Here is a 23,594-nt window from a genome sequence, read left to right on the forward strand (position 1 = left end):
TTGCCCGCTTGGTGTACACGCCAGCAATGACGATGCAATACGATTTTTAACCGCTATTTAACACACGGATAAAAGTTAAGTGAAAGGTTTTAGTTGACCTAGGGAACTACTTCTTAATACATCACACGTATCACGCCCGATTGAAGATTGGTAAGCCAAATTCAACAATCGACATTGATGCGAGTCACAAAAACGATCGCGAAGGCAGTCTAGCTGATGAACTTCACCGGTGACCCATCACCGTCATTGCCAGATTCGCCTCCAGCCAGATAGCAGAAAGATAAACCTAACCCATTATGAATCATTATCCTAAACTCCTAAAAAAGGATCGATTTTCCTCACCATGGCTACTCATCACCTTGAGCAGCCTGTTGATCTTGCGTTACGCCGCCATGTTCGGCGTCGCCACCTGTCTCGCGCTTACTTACTTTATGCGCGATCAAGTTTACCTGTATGCCGCTGGCTGCTGTGCCATCGTCATTATCTTCAGCTTGATTGTCGCTGGCGCGGAATCTCATAAGATCCTCTGCCGCCACTGCCGCAGCCCGTTCATGAAATCCTCATCAAGCCGCCGCGACAAACGTGCGGCGCGCTGGCTGGGCAGCTACCGACTCCCTGCAGCCGTTCAGGTCCTCTTTATGGGGAGCTGCAAGTGCTCACACTGCAACGGCCGCAATAATGTGTTCTCATCTAAACCGCAAAAGGAGCACTCACCTGCCGCGCAGCATCGCCGTCGGGCGTAATTTCCACCCAATTGGTCTCAGGTGGCATCAGATCGGCAAATCGATCTGCCCACTCGACGACCACCACACCTCCTTCGTCGAGGTATTCGTCCCAGCCGATGCGCAATAGCTCATCGGCTGATTCCATTCTATAGAGGTCGAGATGGAACATCGGCAGCCGTCCGCCGACGTATTCGTGTAATAAAGTAAAGGTTGGGCTAGTAACTTCACCCTCGTGGCCCAGTCCACGCGCCATTCCTTTAGACAGGTGCGTCTTGCCCATACCGAGCCCGCCAACTAGGGCGATCACTTCGCCGCCTTTGAAGCTCTTGGCCCACTGCGCCCCTAAGTCGATCATAGCCTGTGCTCCGGCCACTACTTGCACATTCGCGTTTTCCATGTAATGTCACTAGCCTACGGTTTCCAGCTTGGTCAACCGTAGAAACAAAACTCATTCATAGAGATGGTCCGAAAGAAAAATGCAGGTTTTATGAAATTAATGCTTGCCCCTAAGGCCACCCTGTGGTGAATTCCCCGCCCCGTCACGCCGGCAGACTTCTTCTACCGCGGACAAAACATGTCAACCAGGGATAGAATCATGGCATACGCAGTTTTTAAAACAGGCGGCAAGCAATACCGCGTACAAGAAGGCGACAAGATCGACGTAGAGAAGATCAATGTTGAAGCAGGTGAAGAGGCTACCTTTAACGAGGTTCTCTTGGTAAATGACGGAGAGAACACCACTATTGGTGCTCCTTTCATCGATGGTGCTAAAGTCACCGCCAAAGTTGTCGAGCAGTTCCGCGGCAAAAAAGGCGTTGCTTTTAAGTTCAAGCGTCGTCAGGGCTACCACAAGACCAAAGGTTATCGTCGTTCCCTTACTAAGCTGGAAATCACCAACATCGCATAATTAATCTCATAACCATTACTTACTATGGCTCATAAGAAAGGACAAGGTTCCGTAAAGAACGGTCGCGACTCACGCTCTAAGCGTCTTGGCGTGAAAAAGTTCGGCGGTGAAAAAGTAATCGCAGGTAACATCATCATCCGTCAGCGTGGCACTAAGTGGCACCCAGGCAGAGGCGTTGGAATCGGCAAAGACCACACAATCTTCGCTCTCGAAGAAGGTCAGGTTTACTTCGACAAAGGTGGTCGCCGCGTTAACGTTGGCGAACTCGCTAGCGCGTAAGTTGCCAAAAAGAACAATTTCAAATGCTCAGCTGATTCATTCAGCTGAGCATTTTTTTTGCCTTCATTTCCGCCAGCTGGGTGGATTTATCGACATTTCCCATTGCCATTGGAAGCGGCACTTGTGCTGTGAGTGATCGCCACTATAATGCAGCCATCTAAAATGGACGCGATTGTAGACAAAATCACCCGCTGGATTGGCGCACCTGAAAGTGACACCGAGACCAGCTTTGACGAGCTAGCCATCGAGCTATTTCATTACCAATTTGCCCATAACATGGCGTATCAGAATTACTGCCGCGCGCTGGGCATCGATACCGCTGAGCAAATTTCCAGCTGGCGCGACATCCCAGCGGTGACCACGGATGTTTTCAAGCTAGCTGCCCACAACCCGAGCAGCGTGGATATCACCAGCTGCAATCACGTTTTCCATACCTCTGGCACCACGGGAGAAAGTTTTGGTTGTCACTATTTCCCCTCGCTGGACATTTACGAATCATCGATTCTGAGCGCGTGGCACGAGCTCGACCAACCCGCCATCAGCCAGCCATTGATCTTCACCAAAAACCACTCATTGAGCCCGCATTCGTCGCTGGTGCACATGTTTGAGTGCTTGCGCCGCAGCTATGCAGCCAACACTGACGATTCGATTTACCTGATCGACGGTGACGGCCAGCTGGACGTTGATGCCGTGCGCCGCGCTGCCGCGTCGGACAAACCAGTAAGCCTGCTGGGCACGGCGCTCGCCTTTCTACACCTATTCCAGCTGATGGAAAAATCTGGCGACTCATTCACCCTGCCAGCTGGCAGCTGGGCGTTGGAAACTGGCGGTTACAAAGGCAGCCAGTTCTCGCTCAGCAAAGAAGAACTGTACGCGTTGTTTGCGGAAAAACTTGGCCTGCAACCGGACCAGCTAGTCAACGAATACAGCATGACCGAGCTGAGCAGCCAGTTTTATACCAGAGGCATTGGCAACGCCCATTGCGGTCCACGATGGACGCGCACACGCGTCATCGACCCAAATACCGGCGCCGAGGTGGCGCAAGGTGAGCTGGGATATCTGGTGATTTACGATCTGGCAAATGTCCACTCGGTCAGCGCCATCCGCACCCAAGACCTCGCCATTTCCTGCGGCGAAAACCAATTCATCTTAATAGGCCGCGATCCATCCGCATTGCCGCGCGGGTGCTCACGCAGCGCCCAAGAATCACTGCAAGCCGCCAAATAATTTCCAGCTAGAAACCACCATGCCTACACCTCTTCACCACCGCGCTAGATTGATTGCCAGAGCGAGCGCACCATTTAGCGAATTCCTCGGCAGCTTCCGCGCCAACGACCTCATCCACTGGCTCGACGGCGAGCTGGGCAACCACTCAGCGCTAGGGCATTTCATCCCGCACGGGCGCATCCGCAGCCGCGCCATTCCAGCTAGAAATATCCTCCACATCGTCAGCGGCAATACCCCGCACGGCGGCATGCAGAGCCTGCTCAACGGGCTCATCCTGGGGGCCTATAATTTTGTCAAAACTCCCTCAGGCGGCCTGCCGGAGTTGGAAGCCTACGTCGACGCCTTGCCCACTGAGCTAAAATCACTAGTCACTCTGAGCCCGACTATTCCCGACTCGTGGTGGGCGCGCGCTGATGCGGTGATCGCCACCGGATCCGACGCCAGCATGGCGGAGATTCAGAAAAAAATTCAGCCTGGGCAGAAATTCATCACCCACGGGCACAAGCTGAGCATTGGCATCATCGCCGAGCCAGCTGGCAAATCGCTGCGCGAACTCGCGCAACTTGCGGTGAATGACATCTGCCGCTACAACCAACACGGCTGCCTTTCCAGCCAAGCGATTTACGTCAAATCCAGCGATCAGCTCAGCGTGCGTGAATTTGCCAACCAACTGGCCGATGTGATGGCAGAATATGAAATCCAAAACCCACGTGGAGAGATCGACATTTCCTCAGCTGGAGCGATCAGCAATGCACGCGAAACCTATCGATTTCTCGCAGCCAACTGCCCCGACGCCGACATCTGGCAGAGCGCCGATGATACCTCGTGGACGGTGATTTATGAACAATCACCTGTGCTGAAAGCCAGCCCGCTGAACCGCTTCATCTACGTCAGACCTCTGCCCGATGATCTCAGCCAGCTCGGCCCCGAGCTGCGCTACTTATCGACTGCGGCTGTCCACCCATTCACTGCGGAAGTCGCCGAGTCATTCAGCCATTTACCAGCCAGCCGGCTGTGCGCGCTGGGTGAGTCGCAAAACCCAACACTCTTCTGGCACCACGACGGCTATGCATCGATTGCTGAACTCGTCAGCTGGCAGGACATCGACCTGCCAATGTAATTGAGCTGGAGAAATTCCCGCCGCGCACGCCCGTCAGTTGGCCAGCTAAGTAGCTAGCTAGGTGGCGGGAAAATTCACCCTTTCCATCGCGCGGGTCAGTTGCTAAATACAGCCATCAGCTATGAGCAGCGAATCACCAATCACGACCACGGGCACCATCATCCAGCGCTACAACAATGGCGTTTATCAAGTCTCTCTGCCTAATGGCAAAAAGATCATTGGCCACGTTCCCAGCTACCTTGAGGAGCTACACAGCTCGCTGCAGCCAGAAGATCAGGTGAGTCTGGAGATGACGCCTTTCGACTTCGAAAAAGGCCGCATTGTAGGCAAAGTGGAAGCGGGAGAATAATCCTCTTTCCCAGCTAGTAGATCAGGCGGCACGTTCCCCCTTTTCCAAGGCAAAAAAAATCCACCAGCTGGTCAGGCCATTGGCCATTGCAGCTGGTGAATGATAATTTTCATGTATCGGGCAGCTGGTTTCCAGCTGCCCTATTTTTATCAAATTACGGCTGACCGTCTTTGATGAACTCCATGATATTGCGTTTCTCGATCTCAGCTTCGCGCTCACGCAGTTTCATGCGCTGCTCGTAGAATGCTTTCTCTTTGTCGGTCCAAACGTTATTTTCGTCGTATTCACCGATAAATGGCACGTTCAGGTCGATCCAAGCAGCAATCAGGTCTTTCTCGCGCTTGCTGAGCTTCACATCGTGATGGCCTTTTTCCAGCATCTCGATCATGCCGCTATTCGCAGAGCCAGCGTAGTATGGAGGAGTCGCTTCCACCGTAGCTAGACGGGTGTAATAATCCACCCACTCGTTTGGCATACCGCTACCCATTTTGCCATCTGGACGTCTGCCCACTTTGAGCAATGTCAGGTATGACTGGTAGAGCTCGCGCTTCATGGTATTGGCACCACGCTCTTCAACGAGGTCGAACACAGGTGTACGAGTCAGATCAATTTCCTTAGCTTCCTTACCTGGAGCGTGACATTCAATACAATGTTTGTCCCAGATTGGCTGGATCAGCTTAGCGTAGCTGAATCCTTCCTTGTCGGTTTCATAGAATGGCTTGATCTGCTGAGGCGCACTTCTGATTGCCATGTTCACACTTGGCAGTGGCGCATCTTTTTTATCTTCGTGACAACCGATGCAGGAGAAATTCTCACCCGGCATCAGAGTAGCCCAGCTACGCATGGTCTGCGCGGCGTGGCCATTTTTATCAATCAGCTGAAGGTAGATTGGCTTACGAGCTGGCACTTCAAACATAGCAGAGCCATCTTCGTGCACGTCCACTTCACCCAAGATACGCTTGGCATCAAATGTAGCGGAACCCACACCTACTGGAGTCACGGTATGCACACCAAAGCTGGAGTACTTTTTACCAGGTCCGATTTCGTCGCGAGGAGGTCCCCACAGCGCGCCACCTAGAGTGACAGGCTTGTAGTCGAGCTCGATCACACGGATTTTATCAATGCTACCCGGCTCGATGCCTTCAGCACTTGGCCCGTGGTAGACGTTCTGCACGTACATGGTACCTGTGTCCTTCTTGTAATCCACCTTAGATGGCTTCAATACTGGAACTGGACGCTCGCGCACAGGAATCGCCTGTAGCACAGACAAGTCGCGGTTAGCAGCTAAGAGCTCGCGAGTGCCGTCGCGCTGCATGTAGTAGAGCTTGTAGCGCATGTGCTCTGGCTCCTTACGCTTATCAACAAACCCCCTTTTAGTGGTCATGTAGCCACCTAGTGGGCTGTAGCTGATGAGGAAGTCATTTTCGCTAAATGGATATGGATAAGAATACTGATCCCCTTCACGTCCGTAGTGGTCACCACCACGACGTTTCTTCTCGTGATCCCAGCCAATGAACTCCAGACCTTCATATTTCTGACGGCCCTTGTGGATATCAATTTCCACCAGCTTACCACCCTGAGAGGTATGGTAACCACCAGCAATACCTAGCACCTTGTGGCTGCCTGGTACGGCGCGTGTGTGCTGAAAGCTAGTCGGCTCGGCAGTTTGGTTCCCGTAGAACTCAGTCTGGTTGGTACCATCTGGGTTCATCGCAAACAATGAGTGAGCGTAAGTCTGACCACGGTCGTTGTAGTCACGGCGGTTGTAAACCACACGTCCATCATTGAGCATGGTAGCCTGAGTGGTATTCGTTTGGTCAAAACCGACACGGCGCTGGTACTTACCATCCTTGTTCATCAGGAAGAAGTTGGAGCAATCACCCCAGCCACATGTCACATCCTGCACAATGCGGGATGAGTTGAATATGATGTCACCATTTGGCAGATAAGTTGGCTCGATGTCAGCACCGTAGTTTTCGTCATCTGTCAGCGCGCGGATCTCACGCGATGCTAGGTCCATTTCGTAAATGCAATAGTTGCCAGTTTCTGGCGCACTTTCTGCGATCGTACCAATTGATCGATTAGTCTTACGCCAAGCAAATAGCAACCTTTTGGCATCAAATGACAGCTCTGGGTCGCGCACGATGCCACCTTTAGAGTCGAACAATAATTCATCTTTAGCAAAGTGGCCATTGCCCTCAGGCGAGAGGTCGATGATGCGCAACTGAGATTCACCTACAGGCAAACCTTCGGTTTCAGTTTGCGTATAGATACCAGCGACCGATCCAAAGTTTTGGTGAGTGGCGTAAATGATCTGCTGCGTCTCGTTGAGCAGCGGAGCAATGCGATCTTGGCGGCGCACCTTACATGCATCCACATACAGCTGGAGCAATTCACTACTGCCAGCGCCTTGACCACTCTTCACCAAAGCATCGAGTTTCTTAGCTACCTTAGCGCCTTTGTCGCCAAGGTCATTGATCACCTCTTTGACGAGTTTGACTTCAAGCTCAGCAGAGCGGTTTGCATCAAAGTAATTTGTGAAATCCTTACGGGCATCATAAACGCCGCTGCCGAGCTCTCCGTGAATTTGGTTGTCTTGCAGAAACCAATCCATCTCATGTGGGTAATCTGCCCACATTTGCTTGCCATCATCAGTATGCAAGTAGAACTCAAGCAGTTCACCTTCATAGGTGCGATAAGCCACGATTTCATCCGAGTTCACCTTAGAGCGCAGGTTGGCCATAGAAGCCGCCCAGCTACCCTTATTTTCGTAGAGCTTCGGAAACATATCGGTCTCCGGTGGAGCTGCGGCTTTGGTGAAGCGAAGTTGTCTGAAATTGATAAATGCGTGCACATGCTTGGCGCTCGTTTTCAGCTCGATCGTATGAGTGCCTGCCTCCAACTCCAACTCCCCCATGGAAACCAAGCGGTAATCTGACCAATCGTCACCATTTGGTAAATGTCTATGCAAGACACGCTCGCCATTCACCCACAGCTCAGCTGGTACTCCGCGCTGAGCTGCGTACTCGATGAGCATATTGCGCTTCATCTTCTCAGGCACCTCAAATGACCACTTAGCCACCGCATTGCCTGGCCAACTTGTAATCTGGCTATCTTCGCCTCTAGTCACATGCGCCTTTGGCCCATCAAAGGTGACATCTTTTGGGAGACAATAAAGATCGCCATCAGCTCCCAGTGCCAGCGACATGCTGAGCATGGAAACAGCAATAATCCCCGTTCCTATATATTTTCTCATCTTATCTAATTGATTTGTTGTTTGCTTTTCCGTCTTTCAAAACTTGCACGTGTGTTGGTCGTCCGAATTTGTCATCTGCCTCAATAGCCCATAACACATCTTTATCGCGGTTCACCGCAATCACCATATGTGAGCTATTAAAAATAGCCAAAACCATGGTTCCGTCTGGCTGGATTTCCGCCCCAGCGCAGAAGGTCATGTTGATGTCAGGCAGGTCAGAGTTCTTCAGCTCCCAGACAACTTTGCCCTCTGGGGTGATTTCGCAAAAAGAGCTATTGTAGCCACCGCCGACAAACAGGTTGCCATTTTCCAGCTCGACTGCGGAATGCAGCGCACGCCACTCCACCCCTTGTCGTTTCATGGTTTGCGGCGTGATCTTGCGCAGCACCTTGCCGTCTTTATCTAGCTCGTAGAGTGTATTTTCCTGCTTGGCTACCAGCCAGAATGTGCCGCGGTCGGTTTTCCGCAAGCTACGGAACTGACCGTGATGATTGCCAGCTACTTTAAATTCAAACTGCTCGGCCACTTTTCCATCAACGCCCACATGAACTAAGCGGCTATTGCCCCCTTCAGCAATCCATACAGAACCATCATCCATCAAGTGGCCGTTGTGCAGCTCAACCTTATTGGTATTGCCCAGAGCTGGCGCGGTGTAGCTAGTTGTCGGCTTACCATCGGCATCGGTCATCACCCAGAGGTCACCACCAGACGCAGCGATACCACCATTATCCAGCATCCATGCATCCTGACATGAGCCGGTGAGCTTTACTCGTTGGGAAATGCTACCGTCTGGCTCACGGACTACCGCTTCTCGCTTGTTATAAACAGCCAGTAATAGTTGCGGCACATCAGCCGCTGACAGCGCCATGCTTGACGCTAATGCCGCAATCATTGCGGTAGATAGACAGTATTTTGTGGATTTCATGATCATTTGCAATGGCTCCTCAAGGGGTGCTTGGTTGATGAAAAAGCGTCACCGAGTCAATCGATTATACAATTACCTCTCCATAGACACCTGAGCCCCCTTGGTAGTTCGCTTCTATGCTATTAGGTATACTATGAAACCTATCGTGCACATGTGCAAACTAAGTCAGAAATCCCGCACATCCTGCTACTCCCAGAACCTCTAGTACCATGTCATTTTTCACATATTCCCAATTCGTCAAACTCTATACCTAAATCGCCACAGGCCACACAATACGCTTTGCACGCCAGCTCAAGCGCCACATAGTGCAGCTCACCCACCGCTTCACCCACATGCATACTCGATTTCAAACCAAGGTCAGCTGCCAGCTGAGCATTGTCGTACCGATGTTCAACGAACAAGATGTCGTCGGAGTCTTTTTTGACACCATCATCCCACAGCTGGAGCTCGCCACTGATGACTACGAAATCGTCTGCGTGAATGACGGCAGCATCGATAGCACCTGGGAAAAACTGCAAGCGCACGCCAAACAAAACCCGCGCATCAAGCTCATCGACCTATCGCGCAACTTTGGCAAAGAAATCGCCCTCACCGCGGGCCTCGACCACTCAGCTGGCCGCGCCACCATCCCTATTGACTGCGATCTGCAAGACCCACCCGAGCTCATCCCCCAGATGTTTGAAAAATGGCAGCAAGGCTACCACGTCGTGCTCGCCCGCCGTATCGACCGCTCCAGCGACTCGCGTTCCAAACGCTGGACGTCTGGCAATTTCTACAAAATCATGGGCAAGTTCTCCGAAATCGAGCTGCCACAAAACGTCGGAGATTTCCGCCTTATCGACCGCAAAGCGCTGGACGTGCTCAATAGCTACCCAGAAAGATCGCGTTTCATGAAAGGGCTATTCGCCTCGCTCGGATTCCGCGAGTATACGCTCGATTACACCCGCCCTGAGCGCGCCGCTGGCACCACCAAATGGAACTATCGCAAACTCTTCCAGCTGGCGATGGAAGGCTTCATCTCCTTCACCTCATTCCCTCTCAAAGTCTGGTCCTACATTGGTGCTACCATCGCCCTAATCGCCTTCGCATTTGGTGGCTGGATGGTCTTCAAAACCATGATGTGGGGAGTTGATGTGCCCGGTTACGCCTCACTCATGGTCGTCACCTGCATCATGTCTGGGCTCATCTTGCTCAGCCTTGGCGTCATCGGCGAATACCTCGCGCGCATATTCACCGAGGTCAAAGGCAGGCCCATCTACATCGTCATGGAGCGCGAAGGGTTTGATGAGTAATTTTAGAATGCAAAATAGTGCATGAAAATTCCAGCCAGACGCAGAATGGTGAAGACCAAATAGAGTCTTTCATCGTCCCAGAATTCACAGCTCTCTATTCACCACACACTCTTCAAAGGCTTGCAGATTGGGCGGGGTATGATATGAGCAAAGCACCATGAAGGTGCTTTCATATAAGGACTCAGAATATACGTCATTTGTGGCGACTCTAGACCGCCGTGCCATCCCGGAAAAAGGCGTCGAAGATCTCGTCAGCGATATCATTGCTAACGTTAAGGAAAACGGCAACCAAGCCGTCTACGAGTATACGAAAAAGTTCGACCACCTGCACCTGACTGATGAATCACTTTTTGTCTCCGCTGACGAGCTGGCTGAAGCCGCCGCCAGCGTCGATGACGATGTCAAAGCCGCGATTGAAGCATCACGCCAGAACATCCACGATTTTTCCCGCCGCAGTTTTAGACAAAACTGGAGCGCCGAGAATGCTCAAGGAGTGACCTTTGGCGAACGATTCACGCCATACGACCGCATTGCCGCCTACGTTCCAGGCGGTAAAGCACCACTGGTTTCCTCCGCGCTGATGACAGCCGCCTTTGCTCAAGCAGCTGGCGTGAAAGAAATCATCGCCGCCACACCAGCTGGCGCCGACGGTAAAGTCAACCCAGCACTGCTCTATGCGCTGCAGCAATCTGGCGCTACCGAGATCATCAAAGTGGGCGGCGCGCAGGCGATTGCCGCGCTAGCTCTGGGAACCCAAACGGTGCGCCCAGTGGAAAAAATCTTCGGCCCAGGCAACAGCTTTGTGGTGGAAGCCAAGCGCCAGCTCGTTGGCGCGGTTTCTATCGACCTTCTGCCTGGACCTAGTGAAGTGCTCATCATTGCTGACGACTCAGCCGTGCCTGAGTTCATCGCCGCTGACATGCTTGCGCAAGCCGAACACGGCGGCGACAGCATCGTTGGATTTGTCACTACTTCTGATACCTTGATTGCCAAAGTAGATGCCGCCATTCAAGACCAGCTGAAATCACTCAGCCGCGCCAACTACATGCAAACCGTGCTCGATAACAGCACCTTCTGCCTACAGGCCAAGGACCTCGATGAAGCCATGGAAATCTGCAACGCATTCGCGCCAGAGCACCTTTCTCTCATTGTAGAAAATGAAGATAGCTGGCTGGAAAAAGTGAAAACTGCTGGTGCCATCTACGTTGGCAACATGGCTGCTGTGGCTGTCGGCGATTTCCTCGCTGGACCATCACACACACTGCCAACTGGCGGATCAGGCAAATCATTCTCCGGCATCCGCGCCGACCAATTCCAGCGCCGCACATCCATCGTCAGAATGGACCAAGCTGCAGTGAAAAAATCCGTCGATCACGTCGAGACATTTGCTCGCGTAGAAGGGCTCGACGCCCACGGCCAGTCCGTGCGTCTGCGCGCCGACGCTTAACAGACTTTTCGTCTGCAGAGTGAGGGTGAAGGTTGAGTTCTATTTAGCTAAAACTCTAAATTAGCTAAACTCTCACTCCTCCCCCCTCCCTGACGCGCTTGCTGTTTTCTGAAAACGGCACACTAATAGCTGAAAAACTACCTTTCCCACCATGACCATTCTCATCACCGCAGGGCCAACCGTCGAAGCCATTGATCCAGTGCGCTACCTCACCAACCGCTCGTCGGGGAAAATGGGATACGCGCTGGCGGAAGCAGCAGCCACCATGGGCCACCGAGTGATTTTGGTCAGTGGCCCAACCCAGCTGGATGTGCCAGACGGTGTCGACTTCATCCCCGTGGAGAGCGCCGACGATATGTATGAGGCGGTCGCCAACTGGATCAAAAAAGCTGACATTGCTATCATGGCAGCTGCAGTGGCTGATTATAAAATGGCCCAAGTCGCCGAGCAGAAAATCAAAAAATCTGCAGATCAAGACACTCTCACCCTCCAGCTGGTAAAAACTCGCGACATCCTTGGATCAGCTCGCCAGCAGATGAACTTCACCGGCACATTGATAGGTTTTGCCGCTGAAACTGAGAAGCTTATCACAAACGCTCGCAACAAACTTCAGCGGAAAAACTGCGACCTCATCGTCGCTAATGATGTAAGTAGAGCTGATATCGGCTTCCATGCAGATGACAACGAAATCGTGCTCGTCAGCGAGCAAGGCGAAGAACCACTCGCCAAAGCCAGCAAAGAGCACCTCGCTCACGTCATTTTGGAAAAAGCCATCCAGCTGGCCACCAAGTAATCTGTTAGCGTGCAATTTCCCCAGCGCACATCAAACGCCTGATTGCTAACTTTTCATCCTGATACCCCCTATCTAAATGACTCATTAGACTAACACGCAACCCGTTCGCTGTTAGCTAAATATAACAAGCGCAGTCACGTGACGGGCAACTAAATCGTTAATTTTGTCGATTTTCATAGCGACCATCTGACGACTCGAAAGCTCACACAAACATCTGTCACACAGGACAATTTTGACTCCTGTCACTCACCGATAATACTGCCGCGGTTATGAAAAAAACCACATTGTTATCAATGCTATACGGCGCCAGTATCATCGGCGCAAGTGCAGCGAACCTCTCGCTGGACTTATCCGACGGAAATTCTATCGACTGGCACGATGCTAGTTGGCTCAACGACGGCAACTCAGCAGGTTGGTCAGATAACTCCGACGCGACCATCACTAATTCAGCAGGAGCAACAACTAGGCTCAGCTTCAGCCAAGATGTGACCGTCAACAACTTACATTTCGATAAGATAGGCGACACCAAGCAGGTCCATGCATTTACCGGAAGTAACGGCGCGACTTTCACGGTAAACGGTGAACTAACAAGCAATCTAGGTGATAAAATCGCCTTTAACGGTATAGGAACCCAGCTAGGCGGCAGCGGCACCATCTCAGGAGCTGAAGTCCACCTAAACAATAACACCATGCTCGCTAGCAATAGCAACCTGACTGTGGCAGCTGGTGGCATCCTGAGAATCGCTCAATCGGCTAAATTCAACGGCGCAGCGCTTGGTCTCAACGGCGGCACATTGAAAATCAGCAGCACGCTCGCTTCTGACTCATTAAGCGCTCTGCGCGGCAATGGCAACATCGAGCTAGACGGTGGAACTGGCTCCAATACCGTGATCACCATGTCACTCAATATCGGCGCGAATGCTGATGGCTCAGGCGTTGGCCGCATGTATGTTGATAACAAAAATACAGGTCCAGGTAATGCAGGTCGTTATACCTTCCAGCTAGCTGGCGTGAATGAATTCGACCTCACTAAGATTGGCGATACGCTTGATAGTGACCAATTCATCGGCACAGATGACGCATCATTCACCCTTGTTTACGGCGGTGAACTGCTGCTCAAAATCAACGAAGATATCGCAGGCACTGACCTTGAGCTGGGTGACACCTTCAAACTCTTCGATGTAGCGAACTCATCAGGTGATTTCGACAGCATCAACGATGGTGGCTACCTCGCCAGCATCAATGAAAACTGGGGGTGGGAATTTGACCCTACTACAGGTGAACTCAAAGTGATTGAAATCCCAGAACCAAGCTCAGCAGCACTGCTTGGTCTAGCAGGTGTGGCCATGATCATGCGCCGTAGAAATACCCGCGCCTAATCACACAGTAGGATAATTCATAGTAAACTCTGAGCTGGAAATTTCCGGCTCAGAGTATTTTTTTACCCAGCTGGAAACGCCACAAATTCCGCTGGGTCATCCGGCTAGCTCGCCAGCCAATCAGCTGGCCAAGATCTCAGCTTTCAGGCATTCAAATACCTGCTCGGCTGACTGCACATTCACGCCAGCTGATTGGCTGATGTACACAGGTTGTTCGTCGGCATCGACATTATCGCGGCCGTGCGACCCTTTCACTAAAGTGGCATCCAGCGGGATCACATCTAGCAACCCACGGAAACCAAGTTTCTTTTTGATCAAGAACTTGGCAATTTTCCCCAGCGGAAATTTCAGCTCTGGGTCGATGAATAACTCAACTGGATCATAGCCAGGTTTGCGGTGAATATCGATGCAGCGGGCAAAATCTGGAGCCACCGCGTCATCCAGCCAGTAGTAGTAGGCAAACCAAGCATTGCCCTCAGCCACAGCTATCAAATCACCAGCTCGCGAGTCGCCGCCAAAAGCATCTTGCTGGCTGCGCACTTCTTCCACACCAGCTGTCGATTCTAGCAGCTGAATAACTTCATCGCGCAGACTTTCATCATTGAGGTAAATGTGCGCCACTTGGTGGTCAGCAATGGCAAATACCTTGCTGGCTCCGCAGTCCATGAGCTCGCGACCAAGTTCATTTTTGATGGTGATCCAGCCTTTTTCGCGGAACAGACGGTTCAGATAAACTGGCTGGTCGACCTTGGAAATCCCGTACTCAGAGAGGATGACCACCTTGATGTCGCGCGCTTGATAGAAATCAATCAGCTCGCCAACCACGTGGTCAATCTGCTCCAGCTCAGCTGGGATTTCTGCGGCGCCGGGGCCAAATTTCTGCAGGCAATAATCGAGATGCGGCAGGTAAACGAGATTCAAACTTGGCTGGTGTTTTTCCTCCACCCACATGGCTGATTTGGCAATCCACTGCGAGCTCGGGATGTCCGCCTTTGGCCCCCAGAAAGTAGGAAATGGAAACTCACCCAAGTCCGCTTTGACCTGCTCGCGCATGTCCATTGGCTGGGTGTAAACGTCAAAAAATTTGCGCCCGTCAGCTGGATACATTGGCCGCGGCGTCACACTCCAGTCAGCACTAGAATACATGTTGTACCACCAGAACATCTTCGCGCAGGTGAAGTCTGGGTGGTCAGCGCGCAGGCTTTCCCAGAGTTTTTCACCACGTACCAGATGGTTGCTTTGCTTCCAAAATTTGTGTTCCGCATCGACGCGATCGTACCAACCATTGGCAACAATGCCGTGCTCAGCTGGGCTCAAGCCGGTAAGGTAAGTCGACTGCGCGGTGCAAGTAACCGCAGGAAAGGCAGGTTTGAATGACGATAGCTGACCAGCGTCGGCAAATGCCTGGATATTTGGGGTATGATTTCCAATCAGGCTGCGGGTCAATCCGACCACATTGAGAACGGCTAAGCGCTGCATAATTCGGTTGTATCTATGAGCAATTATTTCTCCAGCTCGAGCTCGCCAAGTTCCAGCAATCGTAGGTAATCGATGCATTCATCCAGCAACTCGTGATCCATCGCATGTGCGTCGCCTCCACGACCGACTTCTTGCAGCAGCAACACGGTCAGCTCACCACCCAAATGTTCGCGAAATTCATTAAGACCTGCGTACAATTTTCGTGTTCCGTCGGCTAATTTCTCATCCAGACCGTCATGCCAGCGAGGTAAACGTAAGTTTTTCAGCACATCGAGCACGCGCATGGCCGATTTTTTATCCAGCCAGCCGCATTTCCATGAATATAATGTGTCTAATGCCACGCCAATGCTCACGGCATCAGCATGTGTGAGGGCAAATTCTGTCATTTGCTCCAGTTTGTGAGCCGCCCAGTGGCCATAATCGAGTGGTCGGCTATTGCCGTTTTCGAATGGATCGCCACCATAAGCAATATGTGCTGCATGCAACATGGCAGATCGCTCAACCGCTTCTTCCACCGCGTGCGGTTTTAGCTTCGCCAGCAGCTGTGCATTATCTTCCAGCCAGTCGAAAAAATCGCCATCTTTCACCAGAGCCACCTTCACAGCTTCCACCAAACCAGCGCGAAAATCGTGTTCTGGCTGGGAAAAGAGGAAGGCAAAATCATTCACCACCGCATAAGGAACACTAAATGCCCCTAAGAAATTCTTTTTGCCATAGGCATTGATACCATTTTTCACCCCTACCCCGCTATCGTCTTGCGACAATGTGGTGGTGGGAAACCTGACCAATCGCAGACCGCGATGGCAAGTAGCCGCAGCAAAACCAATCACATCCAGCAGCGCGCCGCCGCCGATGCAAAAGACGTAGGAATGGCGGTCGATGCCAGCATTCTCCATTTTATCCCACGCCAGCTGTAATGTATTGGCATCGCGCTTACACCCTTCGCCGCCGTCAATCAGGACGGTTTCAGTGAAACGGAACCCTTGCAGACGCTTACAGCGATCGTGGATCTGGCTTTCCAACTCGGGAAAAGCAGCCGCTACCGCACGGTCGAGAAAAACCAAGATCTTCGCATTACCATTGGTTTCCAGCAATCCATCGAGCAAGCGATTACTGCCGGCAAATGCGTCGCGCGTAAATCGCACCCGGTGTTTTAAGTTCAGCCGAATCTCAAAATCTTTTCCCGAATTCATAAATCAGTTTTCGTAATAGTGTGCTCAAGTCTTCCTCTATGAGGATTAATTGCGAACTTCGTTGCTTATAGTATATCCCATGATCGCGCGCAATCATCGAGTCACTAAAGCAAAAATCCGCAACTGGCGATGAGCCATTGCGGAGTGATTGAGAGGTTTTCTGGCTTACGAAAAAAACAGCGAACCGTAATAAAACGATTCGCTGCTCCCGTAAACTTAGATATCGCAGAGCGATTAACGTGAGTAAAGCTCAACAACGAGCTGCACGTTCACCTGTGCATCCATGTCCTCAGGCTCAGGCATGCGAGCGATGTGGCCTTTCATGGTTGCGCGGTCCAGAGTCAACCAGTCCTTAAGTGGAACTGCTTGAGTCAGGTCGAGGAAACGAAGTCCGAGCTGCTGAGAAGATGCCTTCTCGCGTACAGTGATCACATCACCTGGCTTACAGTGGTAAGATGGGATGTCCACTTTCTGACCGTTAACCTGGACGTGGCCATGGTTTACGATCTGACGTGCTGCTGAACGTGTATTGCCGATTCCGAGACGGTAGCAAACGTTGTCGAGACGAAGCTCGAGAAGCTGAAGAAGTACGTCACCGGTAATACCGCGACGGCGCTGTGCTTCAGCAAAGTAGAGACGGAACTGCTTTTCAAGAACACCGTACTGGAAACGAAGCTTCTGCTTCTCACCAAGTGCTACTGAGTAATCGGACTTCTTGCGACGACCAGCGCGAACACCGTGCTGACCAGGAGGGAAGTTACGACGCTCAAGCGCCTTTGATGGGCCAAACAATGCCACACCAAAGCGACGGTTGATTCTGTCTTTAGGGCCTGTATAACGTGCCATAAGTAAAGTTAGTTAAATAGTTTCGATTAGGATTAGACGCGACGCGCTTTCTTAGGACGGCAGCCGTTGTGAGGAATCGCTGTCACATCTTGGATAGATGTGATTTCGATACCAAGACCTTGTACGGCACGAACAGCAGACTCACGACCGGAACCAGGTCCCTTAACGCGAACAGCTGCTTCTTTCAAACCGTGACCCATTGCCTGACGGCATGCGTCTTGTGCGACGATTTGGCCAGCGTATGCAGTGCTCTTACGAGAACCTCTAAAGCCCATTTTACCGGAGCTAGACCAACCGATGGCATTGCCAAGGGCGTCAGTAACGCTAACGAGAGTATTGTTGAAAGTAGATTGAATATGAACGATACCTGTGCGGACGTTCTTATTACCTTTGGCTTTGTAAACCTTAACTTTTTCCTCTTCGCCACCAGCGATTTCAGCAAAGATGTCTTTGCGTTCTTCTTTCTTTGGGGCGGCTTCCTGTGGGGCGGCTTGTTCAGCTGGCGCCTCAGTGGCAGGAGCTTCAGCAGCAACAGGAGTCTCTTCTACTGCCGGGGCAGCTTCTTCTGTTTTGTTGATTTCTTCTTCAGACATGATGAGAAAAGTTAATGATTACTTCTTAGCTACTACGCCTTGAGTTCTCTTCTTACCCTTACGAGTACGAGCGTTTGTGCGAGTGCGCTGACCGCGGACTGGAAGTCCACGACGGTGGCGCATTCCGCGGTTACAGTTAATTTGCTGAAGGCGTTTCATGAAGGTCTGCTTCTCACGACGGAGATCACCTTCAATGATGATGCCCTCAGAAGTGATCACTTGTGCGATCTTCACCAATTGCTCTTCAGAAAGCTCACCAGTACGGATGTCTGCATCCACACCAGCTTGCTCAAGAATGCGCTTAGCCGTTGAACGGCCTACGCCATAGATGTAAGGAAGAGAAGCTTCGATGCGCTTCTCGTTCGGGATTTCTATACCGAAAATACGTGCCATGATACCTATAATTTTACGAGATACTCCGATACACTCCAACCAGTTGGGTGTATTGCGGGGCGCTTCATTTAGCAGACTCCCGCTATCTGGCAAGCCAGAATTGTGATTTTTTCATAAAAAAAATTCCCTCACTTTGAGTTTACGCAAGTTTTATTTGGCACTTGATCGCATTGTTCTCATTCAGTTACACAGCCATCACACATGTCAGAGAAATCACTCGAAGCCATTGCCAGCGCCAGCGAACTTAGCCTGCGCTATAGCTCACACGTCGTGCTCGACGGCGCCACGGTTGCCATTCATCACGGTGAACGCATCGGTCTGGTCGGCAGAAATGGATGTGGAAAATCCACATTCCTAAAAATTGCCGCCGACGAACTCAAACCAGATTCCGGCACCTTCACTCGCAAACGCGGATTGATCACCGGCTACCTGCCGCAGAACTTCGAGCTAGAAGAAGAACTCAACGTGCTCGACAACGTGCTCAATGGCGCGCGCCACATTCTCGACCTCATTGAGAAATACGAAGAAACTCCAGCTGACAGCGCTCAGTCCGCTGAGCTGCTCGACGAGATCACCGCTCATGGCGGCTGGGAGCTCGACCACCGCGCCCAGAGCCTGATCACCAACTTGCATGCGCCAGCCCAAGATCGCATCGTCAGCACCCTCTCAGGTGGCGAGAAGCGCCGTGTCGCACTCTGCCGCGCGCTCATCGGCCAGCCAGACTTCCTTATTCTCGACGAGCCTACCAACCACCTTGATACCGAATCTATCGAGTGGCTGGAAAAATTCCTCGGCCGCTACACCGGCACCTGCCTGTTTGTTACCCACGACCGCTACTTCCTCGATCGTGTCACCACCCGCATCGTTGAGATCGCCCGCGGTCAGTGTCTTTCCTACCAAGGCAACTACACCGACTACATGATCACCCGCGCCGAGCGCGCCGCCAACGAGGCCAATACCGAGCACAAACGCCAGCGCTTCCTACAAAAGGAACTCGACTGGGTGCGCCGCCGTCCAAAAGCACGTGGCACCAAGTCGCGCGACCGTCTCGACCGCTACTTTGAAATCAAAGACCAAGAGGCTCCTGAGCAGGAAATGAACGTCGAGCTCATCATCCCGACACCACCTAAGCTGGGCAAAAAAGTCATTGAAGTCACCGACGTGGCCCACGGCTACAATGGCGAGTTACTCTTTGCCGACGTCAACCTCAAGGTCGAGCCAGGTGAAAAACTCGGCATCGTCGGCCGCAACGGCATGGGCAAATCCACCCTGCTCAAGATCATCCTCGGGCAAATTGAACCAACACACGGAACGGTAGAAATTGGCAACAAAACCGAGATCAACTTCATCGACCAAGGGCGCCTCATGCTCGACGATCAAAAATCCGTCTGGGAAGAAGTGGGTGAAGGTCAGGAAAATGTCCGCCTCGGCGAAGAAACCATCGGCCTGCGCGCTTACTTACGCCGCTTCCTCTTCACCGAGGAACGCATCAATACCAAAATCGAGCTGCTCAGCGGTGGCGAACGATCACGCGTTCTGCTAGCCAAAATCCTCCGCCGCGGTGGCAATGTGATTGTACTCGATGAGCCTACCAACGACTTGGATCTATCCACCCTGCGCCTGCTAGAAGAAGCGCTCGACGGCTTCACCGGCACCGTCATCACCGTCAGCCACGATCGTTATTTCCTCAACCGCGTATGCTCCAACATCCTCGCGTTTGAAGGCGACGGTGTGGTCAGCTACAACGTCGGCAACTACGACTATTATCTAGAAAAGAAAGCCCAGCGCGAAGCCACTGCCGCCAGCTACGCCAAGCTCACCGAGAAACCAAAAGCCGCACCGAAAAAATCCACCGAGCGACCACGCAAGCTCAGCTGGAACGAGGAACGCGAGCTCGAGGGCATCGAAGAAATCATCATGGAAGCAGAGGAAAATGTCAGCCAGCTAGAAGAGGCATTCAACGCCCCTGACTTCTACGAAAAACACGGCGACAACTGGCAACAACTGCAAAAAGAACTCGAAGACGCCAAAAATAAAGTGCCCGAACTCTACGCCCGTTGGGAAGAACTCGAGGCCATCAAAGCCGCCTTCGAAGCGGCCAAATAATCCCCTCAGCTAGATCTCACCAGCTGGCAATTCCCCCGCGGAGTTGCCAGCTTTTTTTGGGGGCAACTTGTAGCACATCGATGATGAAATCACCTCCCGCATAGCTGGCTTAGCTAGGGATAAAATACACAAATGCTCCCACCGGAATGTGATTAAAAATCATCAGGTCATTCTCTTCCCTGAATTTCCACAAGAATATCCTTCAAGCTGAAATCTCAGCCAGCAGGACCATTTTCTAGCTGAAGATCGGCGACATTCCCCCCGGCTGAAAATCTACAACACCATTCTCTGTCCGAAATTAAAGCCAACTGGACCATGTTCTGGCTGAAGACCGGCGACATTCCCCCCGGCTGAAAATCTACAACATCATTCTCTGTGCGAAATTAAATCTAGCAGGACCATGTTCTAGCCGAAGACCGGCGACATCCCCCCAGCTGAAAAGCCACAACATCATTCTCTGTCCGAAATTAAAGCTAGCAGGATTATATTCTAGCTGAAAGCCGGTCACCTCCTCCGCTGGGCTGAAAGCCCATAAGATCAAAGCCCAGGGTTTTAACCCTGGGGCCAAGCCAAACCTAAAACCCGCGCGCTGAAAGTGCGCCAGAAAAGGCGACCACCACCTCCCATTCATCTGGTCAAAAATGGCGCCTCCTTACAAAGATCCTCCTCTCCGCCTTAACACCCCTTCTAGCGCACTTTCAGCGCGCATACTCAAACACCTCCCCCCCATGGCTAAAGCCATGGGCTCTGATCTTGAGGGCTTTCAGCCCAACTGCAAACCTCCAACCAACTGCAAACCTCCAACCAACTGCAAACCTCCAACCAACTGCAAACCTCCAACCAACTGCAAACCTCCAGCCAACTACAAAACACCAGCCAACTGCAAAACACCAGCCAACTGCAAAACACCAGCCAACTGCAAAACACCAGCCAACTGCAAAACACCAGCCAACTGCAAAACACCAGCCAACTGCAAACCACCAGCCAACTGCAAACCGCCAGCCAACTGCAAAACACCAGCCAACTGCAAACCGCCAGCCAACTGCAAACCGCCAGCCAACTGCAAACCGCCAGCCAACTGCAAACCACCAGCCAACTGCAAACCACCAGCCAACTACAAAGAACCAGCCAACTACAAAGAACCAGCCAACTACAAAGAACCAGCCCTACTAATACCCCCTCAATATCACTCCGCTGACGTCAGCGCAAAGGTCACCTCTACGGTTGAGCTGATAGATACCGTGCCCGCAGCTAGCGATCCAGCTGAGGATGCTCCGTCTAAAACAGAATCTATAGAATTCCTCGTAATCCTGACACCATAAAAACCATCATTAACCGGTCTATCTTTAATAATCAGCGGCTTGCCAATTTTCGAATCCAATACCTCAGCCATGCTTGCCGCTTTCTTTTTCGCCGCAGCTAGCGCCTTTAGCCTAGTGCTTTCCTGATGGGGAATCGGATCCGCCAGCTGGAGCTCAACCGAGCGCACGCTCAGCCCATCCAGCTGCGATAGCCCAATCCACAGCTCACGGTATTTTTGTAAATCCTGGCTCACATATCTGATGTCCGTCTGCGCCTTATAGCCGAGGTGCACGTATTTGCAATCTTGGCGCTCCCTTTCTTCCTCAAGACTGATAGACGAGGTACTAATCTTCTTTTCATCACCGCCCTGTTGCTTGAGAAAGGCCAAAACCTTCGCCACCTTTTTGTCGTGAACTTCTGCGGTTTCAGCCACCTTTTCTCCCTTGCTTTCCACCCGCAGCCTCCAGCTCATTTCATCTGGAGCCACCCTTTCCTCAGCCATACCAGTCACGGTGATATGTGGAACTTCCAGCTCTGAGGCTGATAGAGAACTGATAGCAAAAACGGTGGTCAATAAACTAGTGGTGAATTTCATCTCCTAGATCTAGCAAGTCACACCATAGCCTCAAGATCAAAAATGCGTTTAAATCAATCTCGCTAACAAGCCAGCTAGACCAGCCAAATCACGCCATTTCCCCAATCGCCGTTTAACATTCTTAAACAGCCAATTTCGAAGATAAATTCAACCCACCCTTGACGAAGCGGCAGAGTAAACTTATCGCTAATTCGCATCGATTTTCGAGTAAGCAACATCATTCAGATTATGGCTAAACCAACCACCAAACCGGCAAGACCCTTTTTCTCATCTGGTCCATGCGCAAAGCGCCCTGGATACAGCCTAGCAAACCTCAACACGGATTGCCTCGGTCGCTCACACCGTTCAGCCATTGGCAAAAAAGTACTTCAAGAGGCTATTGATAAAAGCCGCAAGGTGCTTGGTGTCCCTGACGACTACCGCATCGGCATCGTTCCTGCCTCAGACACTGGCGCTGTGGAAATGATCCTCTGGAGTGCGCTCGGCGAGCGCGCTGTGGACGTCTGCCACTGGGAATCATTTGGCAAAGGCTGGTTTGCCGACATCACCAAACAGCTCAAGCTGGAAACCGTCAACGAGATCACTGCTGACTACGGCCAACTGCCAGACCTCTCACAGGTCAATCCAGCTAACGACTGCGTATTCACATGGAACGGCACCACCTCTGGCGTGCGCGTACCTAACGGCGACTGGATCAGCGCTGAGCGCGAAGGCCTCACCATCTGTGACGCCACATCAGCGGCATTTGCCATGGAGCTTCCTTGGGAAAAATTAGACGTCACCACTTACTCATGGCAGAAAGTGCTCGGCGGCGAAGGTGGCCACGGCATCGTCATCCTCAGCCCACGCGCAGTAGCTCGCTTGGAGTCATTCACAGCTGATCGCCCGCTGCCAAAAATCTTCACGCTCGCTAAAGGTGGTTCTCTCATCGAAGGCATCTTCAAAGGCGCAACGATCAATACACCATCCATGATCGCAGTGGCTGACTACATCGACGCCCTCGACTGGGCCGACTCTATCGGTGGTCTTCCAGCTATGATCGCTCGCGCTAACAGCAACGCTGCGGTGATCGAGAAATTCATCGCTGAGCGCGACTGGGTGAGCAACCTCGCTGTAGATCCTGCTACCGCCTCAACCACTTCTGTTTGCCTCAGCCTCCAGCTAGAAGCTGATAAAGTGAAGCAAATGGTCAAGCTGCTAGACAGCGAGCAAGCCGCCTACGACATCGGCGCCTACCGCGACGCGCCAGCTGGCCTACGCATCTGGTGTGGTGCTACCGTGAATACCGAAGACCTCGAAGCTCTCGTGCCTTGGCTCGACTGGGCCTACGAGCAGGTCAAAGGGTAATCACTCCAACAACAAATTTCAAAAGCCTCTAAGCAAATCGC

22 protein-coding genes are annotated in these 23,594 nt (G+C 51.9%); 12 read left to right on the forward strand and 10 right to left on the reverse strand.

The features are described 5' to 3' along the window. Positions 1-296: 296 nt before the first annotated feature. On the forward strand, positions 297-743 hold the full coding sequence (locus tag JIN82_RS06055; protein WP_200310739.1) for a hypothetical protein: 447 nt from the start codon (positions 297-299) through the stop codon (positions 741-743). On the opposite strand, the gene tsaE is transcribed toward JIN82_RS06055, so the two are convergent. Further along, positions 691-1,122 (reverse strand): tRNA (adenosine(37)-N6)-threonylcarbamoyltransferase complex ATPase subunit type 1 TsaE, encoded by a 432-nt coding sequence (gene tsaE, locus JIN82_RS06060; protein ID WP_200310740.1) that lies wholly within the window; start codon positions 1,120-1,122, stop codon positions 691-693. The two genes, JIN82_RS06055 and tsaE, sit on opposite strands and share 53 nt — an antisense overlap. Positions 1,123-1,320: 198 nt before the next feature. On the opposite strand from tsaE, the gene rplU reads away from it, so the two are divergent. The 5 genes from rplU to JIN82_RS06085 all read left to right on the forward strand — a co-directional run bounded on the left by rplU (position 1,321) and on the right by JIN82_RS06085 (position 4,607). Further along, positions 1,321-1,632 carry a 50S ribosomal protein L21 gene (rplU, locus tag JIN82_RS06065; protein ID WP_200310801.1) on the forward strand — a complete coding sequence of 104 codons (312 nt, stop codon included), beginning with the start codon at positions 1,321-1,323 and terminating at the stop codon, positions 1,630-1,632. A 24-nt stretch (positions 1,633-1,656) separates the two neighbouring features. Then, the gene (gene rpmA, locus JIN82_RS06070) at positions 1,657-1,911 is read left to right on the forward strand and encodes a 50S ribosomal protein L27 (RefSeq protein WP_200310741.1); all 255 of its coding nucleotides are present in this window, start codon (positions 1,657-1,659) and stop codon (positions 1,909-1,911) included. A 147-nt stretch (positions 1,912-2,058) separates the two neighbouring features. Beyond that, entirely contained in the window at positions 2,059-3,138 is a 1,080-nt protein-coding gene (locus JIN82_RS06075; RefSeq protein ID WP_200310742.1) for a LuxE/PaaK family acyltransferase, read from the forward strand. Positions 3,139-3,157: 19 nt separating this feature from the next. Continuing rightward, positions 3,158-4,258 (forward strand): acyl-CoA reductase, encoded by a 1,101-nt coding sequence (locus JIN82_RS06080; RefSeq protein ID WP_200310743.1) that lies wholly within the window; start codon positions 3,158-3,160, stop codon positions 4,256-4,258. Between the two features lie 121 nt (positions 4,259-4,379). After that, entirely contained in the window at positions 4,380-4,607 is a 228-nt protein-coding gene (locus tag JIN82_RS06085; protein WP_200310744.1) for a S1 domain-containing protein, read from the forward strand. 154 nt (positions 4,608-4,761) lie between these two features. Here the strand turns inward: JIN82_RS06085 and JIN82_RS06090 are convergent, their stop codons facing one another. Together JIN82_RS06090 and JIN82_RS06095 are read right to left on the reverse strand one after the other, a co-directional pair. Further along, a complete protein-coding gene (locus JIN82_RS06090; RefSeq protein ID WP_200310745.1) occupies positions 4,762-7,863 on the reverse strand; it encodes an HzsA-related protein in 3,102 nt (1,033 codons plus the stop codon). Position 7,864: 1 nt separating this feature from the next. Beyond that, positions 7,865-8,788, reverse strand: coding sequence for an NHL repeat-containing protein (locus JIN82_RS06095; protein ID WP_200310746.1), 924 nt, complete (start codon positions 8,786-8,788; stop codon positions 7,865-7,867). Between the two features lie 332 nt (positions 8,789-9,120). On the opposite strand from JIN82_RS06095, the gene JIN82_RS06100 reads away from it, so the two are divergent. The 4 genes from JIN82_RS06100 (at position 9,121) to JIN82_RS06115 (ending at position 13,699) form a co-directional block, all read left to right on the forward strand. Beyond that, positions 9,121-10,080, forward strand: coding sequence for a glycosyltransferase (locus JIN82_RS06100; RefSeq protein WP_200310747.1), 960 nt, complete (start codon positions 9,121-9,123; stop codon positions 10,078-10,080). A 157-nt stretch (positions 10,081-10,237) separates the two neighbouring features. Beyond that, a complete protein-coding gene (gene hisD, locus JIN82_RS06105) occupies positions 10,238-11,527 on the forward strand; it encodes a histidinol dehydrogenase (protein ID WP_200310748.1) in 1,290 nt (429 codons plus the stop codon). A gap of 151 nt (positions 11,528-11,678) precedes the next feature. Next, positions 11,679-12,320 (forward strand): bifunctional phosphopantothenoylcysteine decarboxylase/phosphopantothenate--cysteine ligase CoaBC, encoded by a 642-nt coding sequence (gene coaBC, locus JIN82_RS06110; protein WP_200310749.1) that lies wholly within the window; start codon positions 11,679-11,681, stop codon positions 12,318-12,320. A 269-nt stretch (positions 12,321-12,589) separates the two neighbouring features. Next, positions 12,590-13,699: a PEP-CTERM sorting domain-containing protein gene (locus tag JIN82_RS06115; protein WP_200310750.1), complete on the forward strand. Its 1,110-nt coding sequence runs from the start codon at positions 12,590-12,592 to the stop codon at positions 13,697-13,699. A gap of 120 nt (positions 13,700-13,819) precedes the next feature. On the opposite strand, the gene JIN82_RS06120 is transcribed toward JIN82_RS06115, so the two are convergent. The 5 genes from JIN82_RS06120 to rpsM all read right to left on the reverse strand — a co-directional run bounded on the left by JIN82_RS06120 (position 13,820) and on the right by rpsM (position 18,203). Further along, positions 13,820-15,178 (reverse strand): alkaline phosphatase family protein, encoded by a 1,359-nt coding sequence (locus JIN82_RS06120; RefSeq protein ID WP_200310751.1) that lies wholly within the window; start codon positions 15,176-15,178, stop codon positions 13,820-13,822. Between the two features lie 23 nt (positions 15,179-15,201). Further along, positions 15,202-16,371 (reverse strand): 3-dehydroquinate synthase, encoded by a 1,170-nt coding sequence (locus JIN82_RS06125; protein ID WP_200310752.1) that lies wholly within the window; start codon positions 16,369-16,371, stop codon positions 15,202-15,204. A 234-nt stretch (positions 16,372-16,605) separates the two neighbouring features. After that, positions 16,606-17,217: a 30S ribosomal protein S4 gene (gene rpsD, locus JIN82_RS06130; protein WP_200310753.1), complete on the reverse strand. Its 612-nt coding sequence runs from the start codon at positions 17,215-17,217 to the stop codon at positions 16,606-16,608. 32 nt (positions 17,218-17,249) lie between these two features. Then, complete coding sequence (gene rpsK / locus JIN82_RS17155) at positions 17,250-17,810, reverse strand: 30S ribosomal protein S11 (RefSeq protein WP_200310754.1); 561 nt, start codon at positions 17,808-17,810, stop codon at positions 17,250-17,252. An 18-nt stretch (positions 17,811-17,828) separates the two neighbouring features. After that, positions 17,829-18,203, reverse strand: coding sequence for a 30S ribosomal protein S13 (rpsM, locus tag JIN82_RS06140; RefSeq protein WP_200310755.1), 375 nt, complete (start codon positions 18,201-18,203; stop codon positions 17,829-17,831). A gap of 201 nt (positions 18,204-18,404) precedes the next feature. Between rpsM and JIN82_RS06145 the strand changes: the two genes are divergently transcribed. Next, entirely contained in the window at positions 18,405-20,309 is a 1,905-nt protein-coding gene (locus JIN82_RS06145) for an ABC-F family ATP-binding cassette domain-containing protein (RefSeq protein ID WP_200310756.1), read from the forward strand. An 862-nt stretch (positions 20,310-21,171) separates the two neighbouring features. On the opposite strand, the gene JIN82_RS06150 is transcribed toward JIN82_RS06145, so the two are convergent. Together JIN82_RS06150 and JIN82_RS06155 are read right to left on the reverse strand one after the other, a co-directional pair. Continuing rightward, complete coding sequence (locus JIN82_RS06150; RefSeq protein ID WP_200310757.1) at positions 21,172-21,423, reverse strand: hypothetical protein; 252 nt, start codon at positions 21,421-21,423, stop codon at positions 21,172-21,174. A gap of 72 nt (positions 21,424-21,495) precedes the next feature. Beyond that, positions 21,496-22,206: an SIMPL domain-containing protein gene (locus tag JIN82_RS06155; protein WP_200310758.1), complete on the reverse strand. Its 711-nt coding sequence runs from the start codon at positions 22,204-22,206 to the stop codon at positions 21,496-21,498. A 228-nt stretch (positions 22,207-22,434) separates the two neighbouring features. On the opposite strand from JIN82_RS06155, the gene JIN82_RS06160 reads away from it, so the two are divergent. After that, complete coding sequence (locus JIN82_RS06160; RefSeq protein ID WP_200310759.1) at positions 22,435-23,553, forward strand: phosphoserine transaminase; 1,119 nt, start codon at positions 22,435-22,437, stop codon at positions 23,551-23,553. Positions 23,554-23,594: the final 41 nt, after the last annotated feature.

It is taken from the genome of Persicirhabdus sediminis (assembly GCF_016595495.1).
Taxonomy (GTDB): domain Bacteria; phylum Verrucomicrobiota; class Verrucomicrobiia; order Verrucomicrobiales; family Akkermansiaceae; genus Persicirhabdus; species Persicirhabdus sediminis.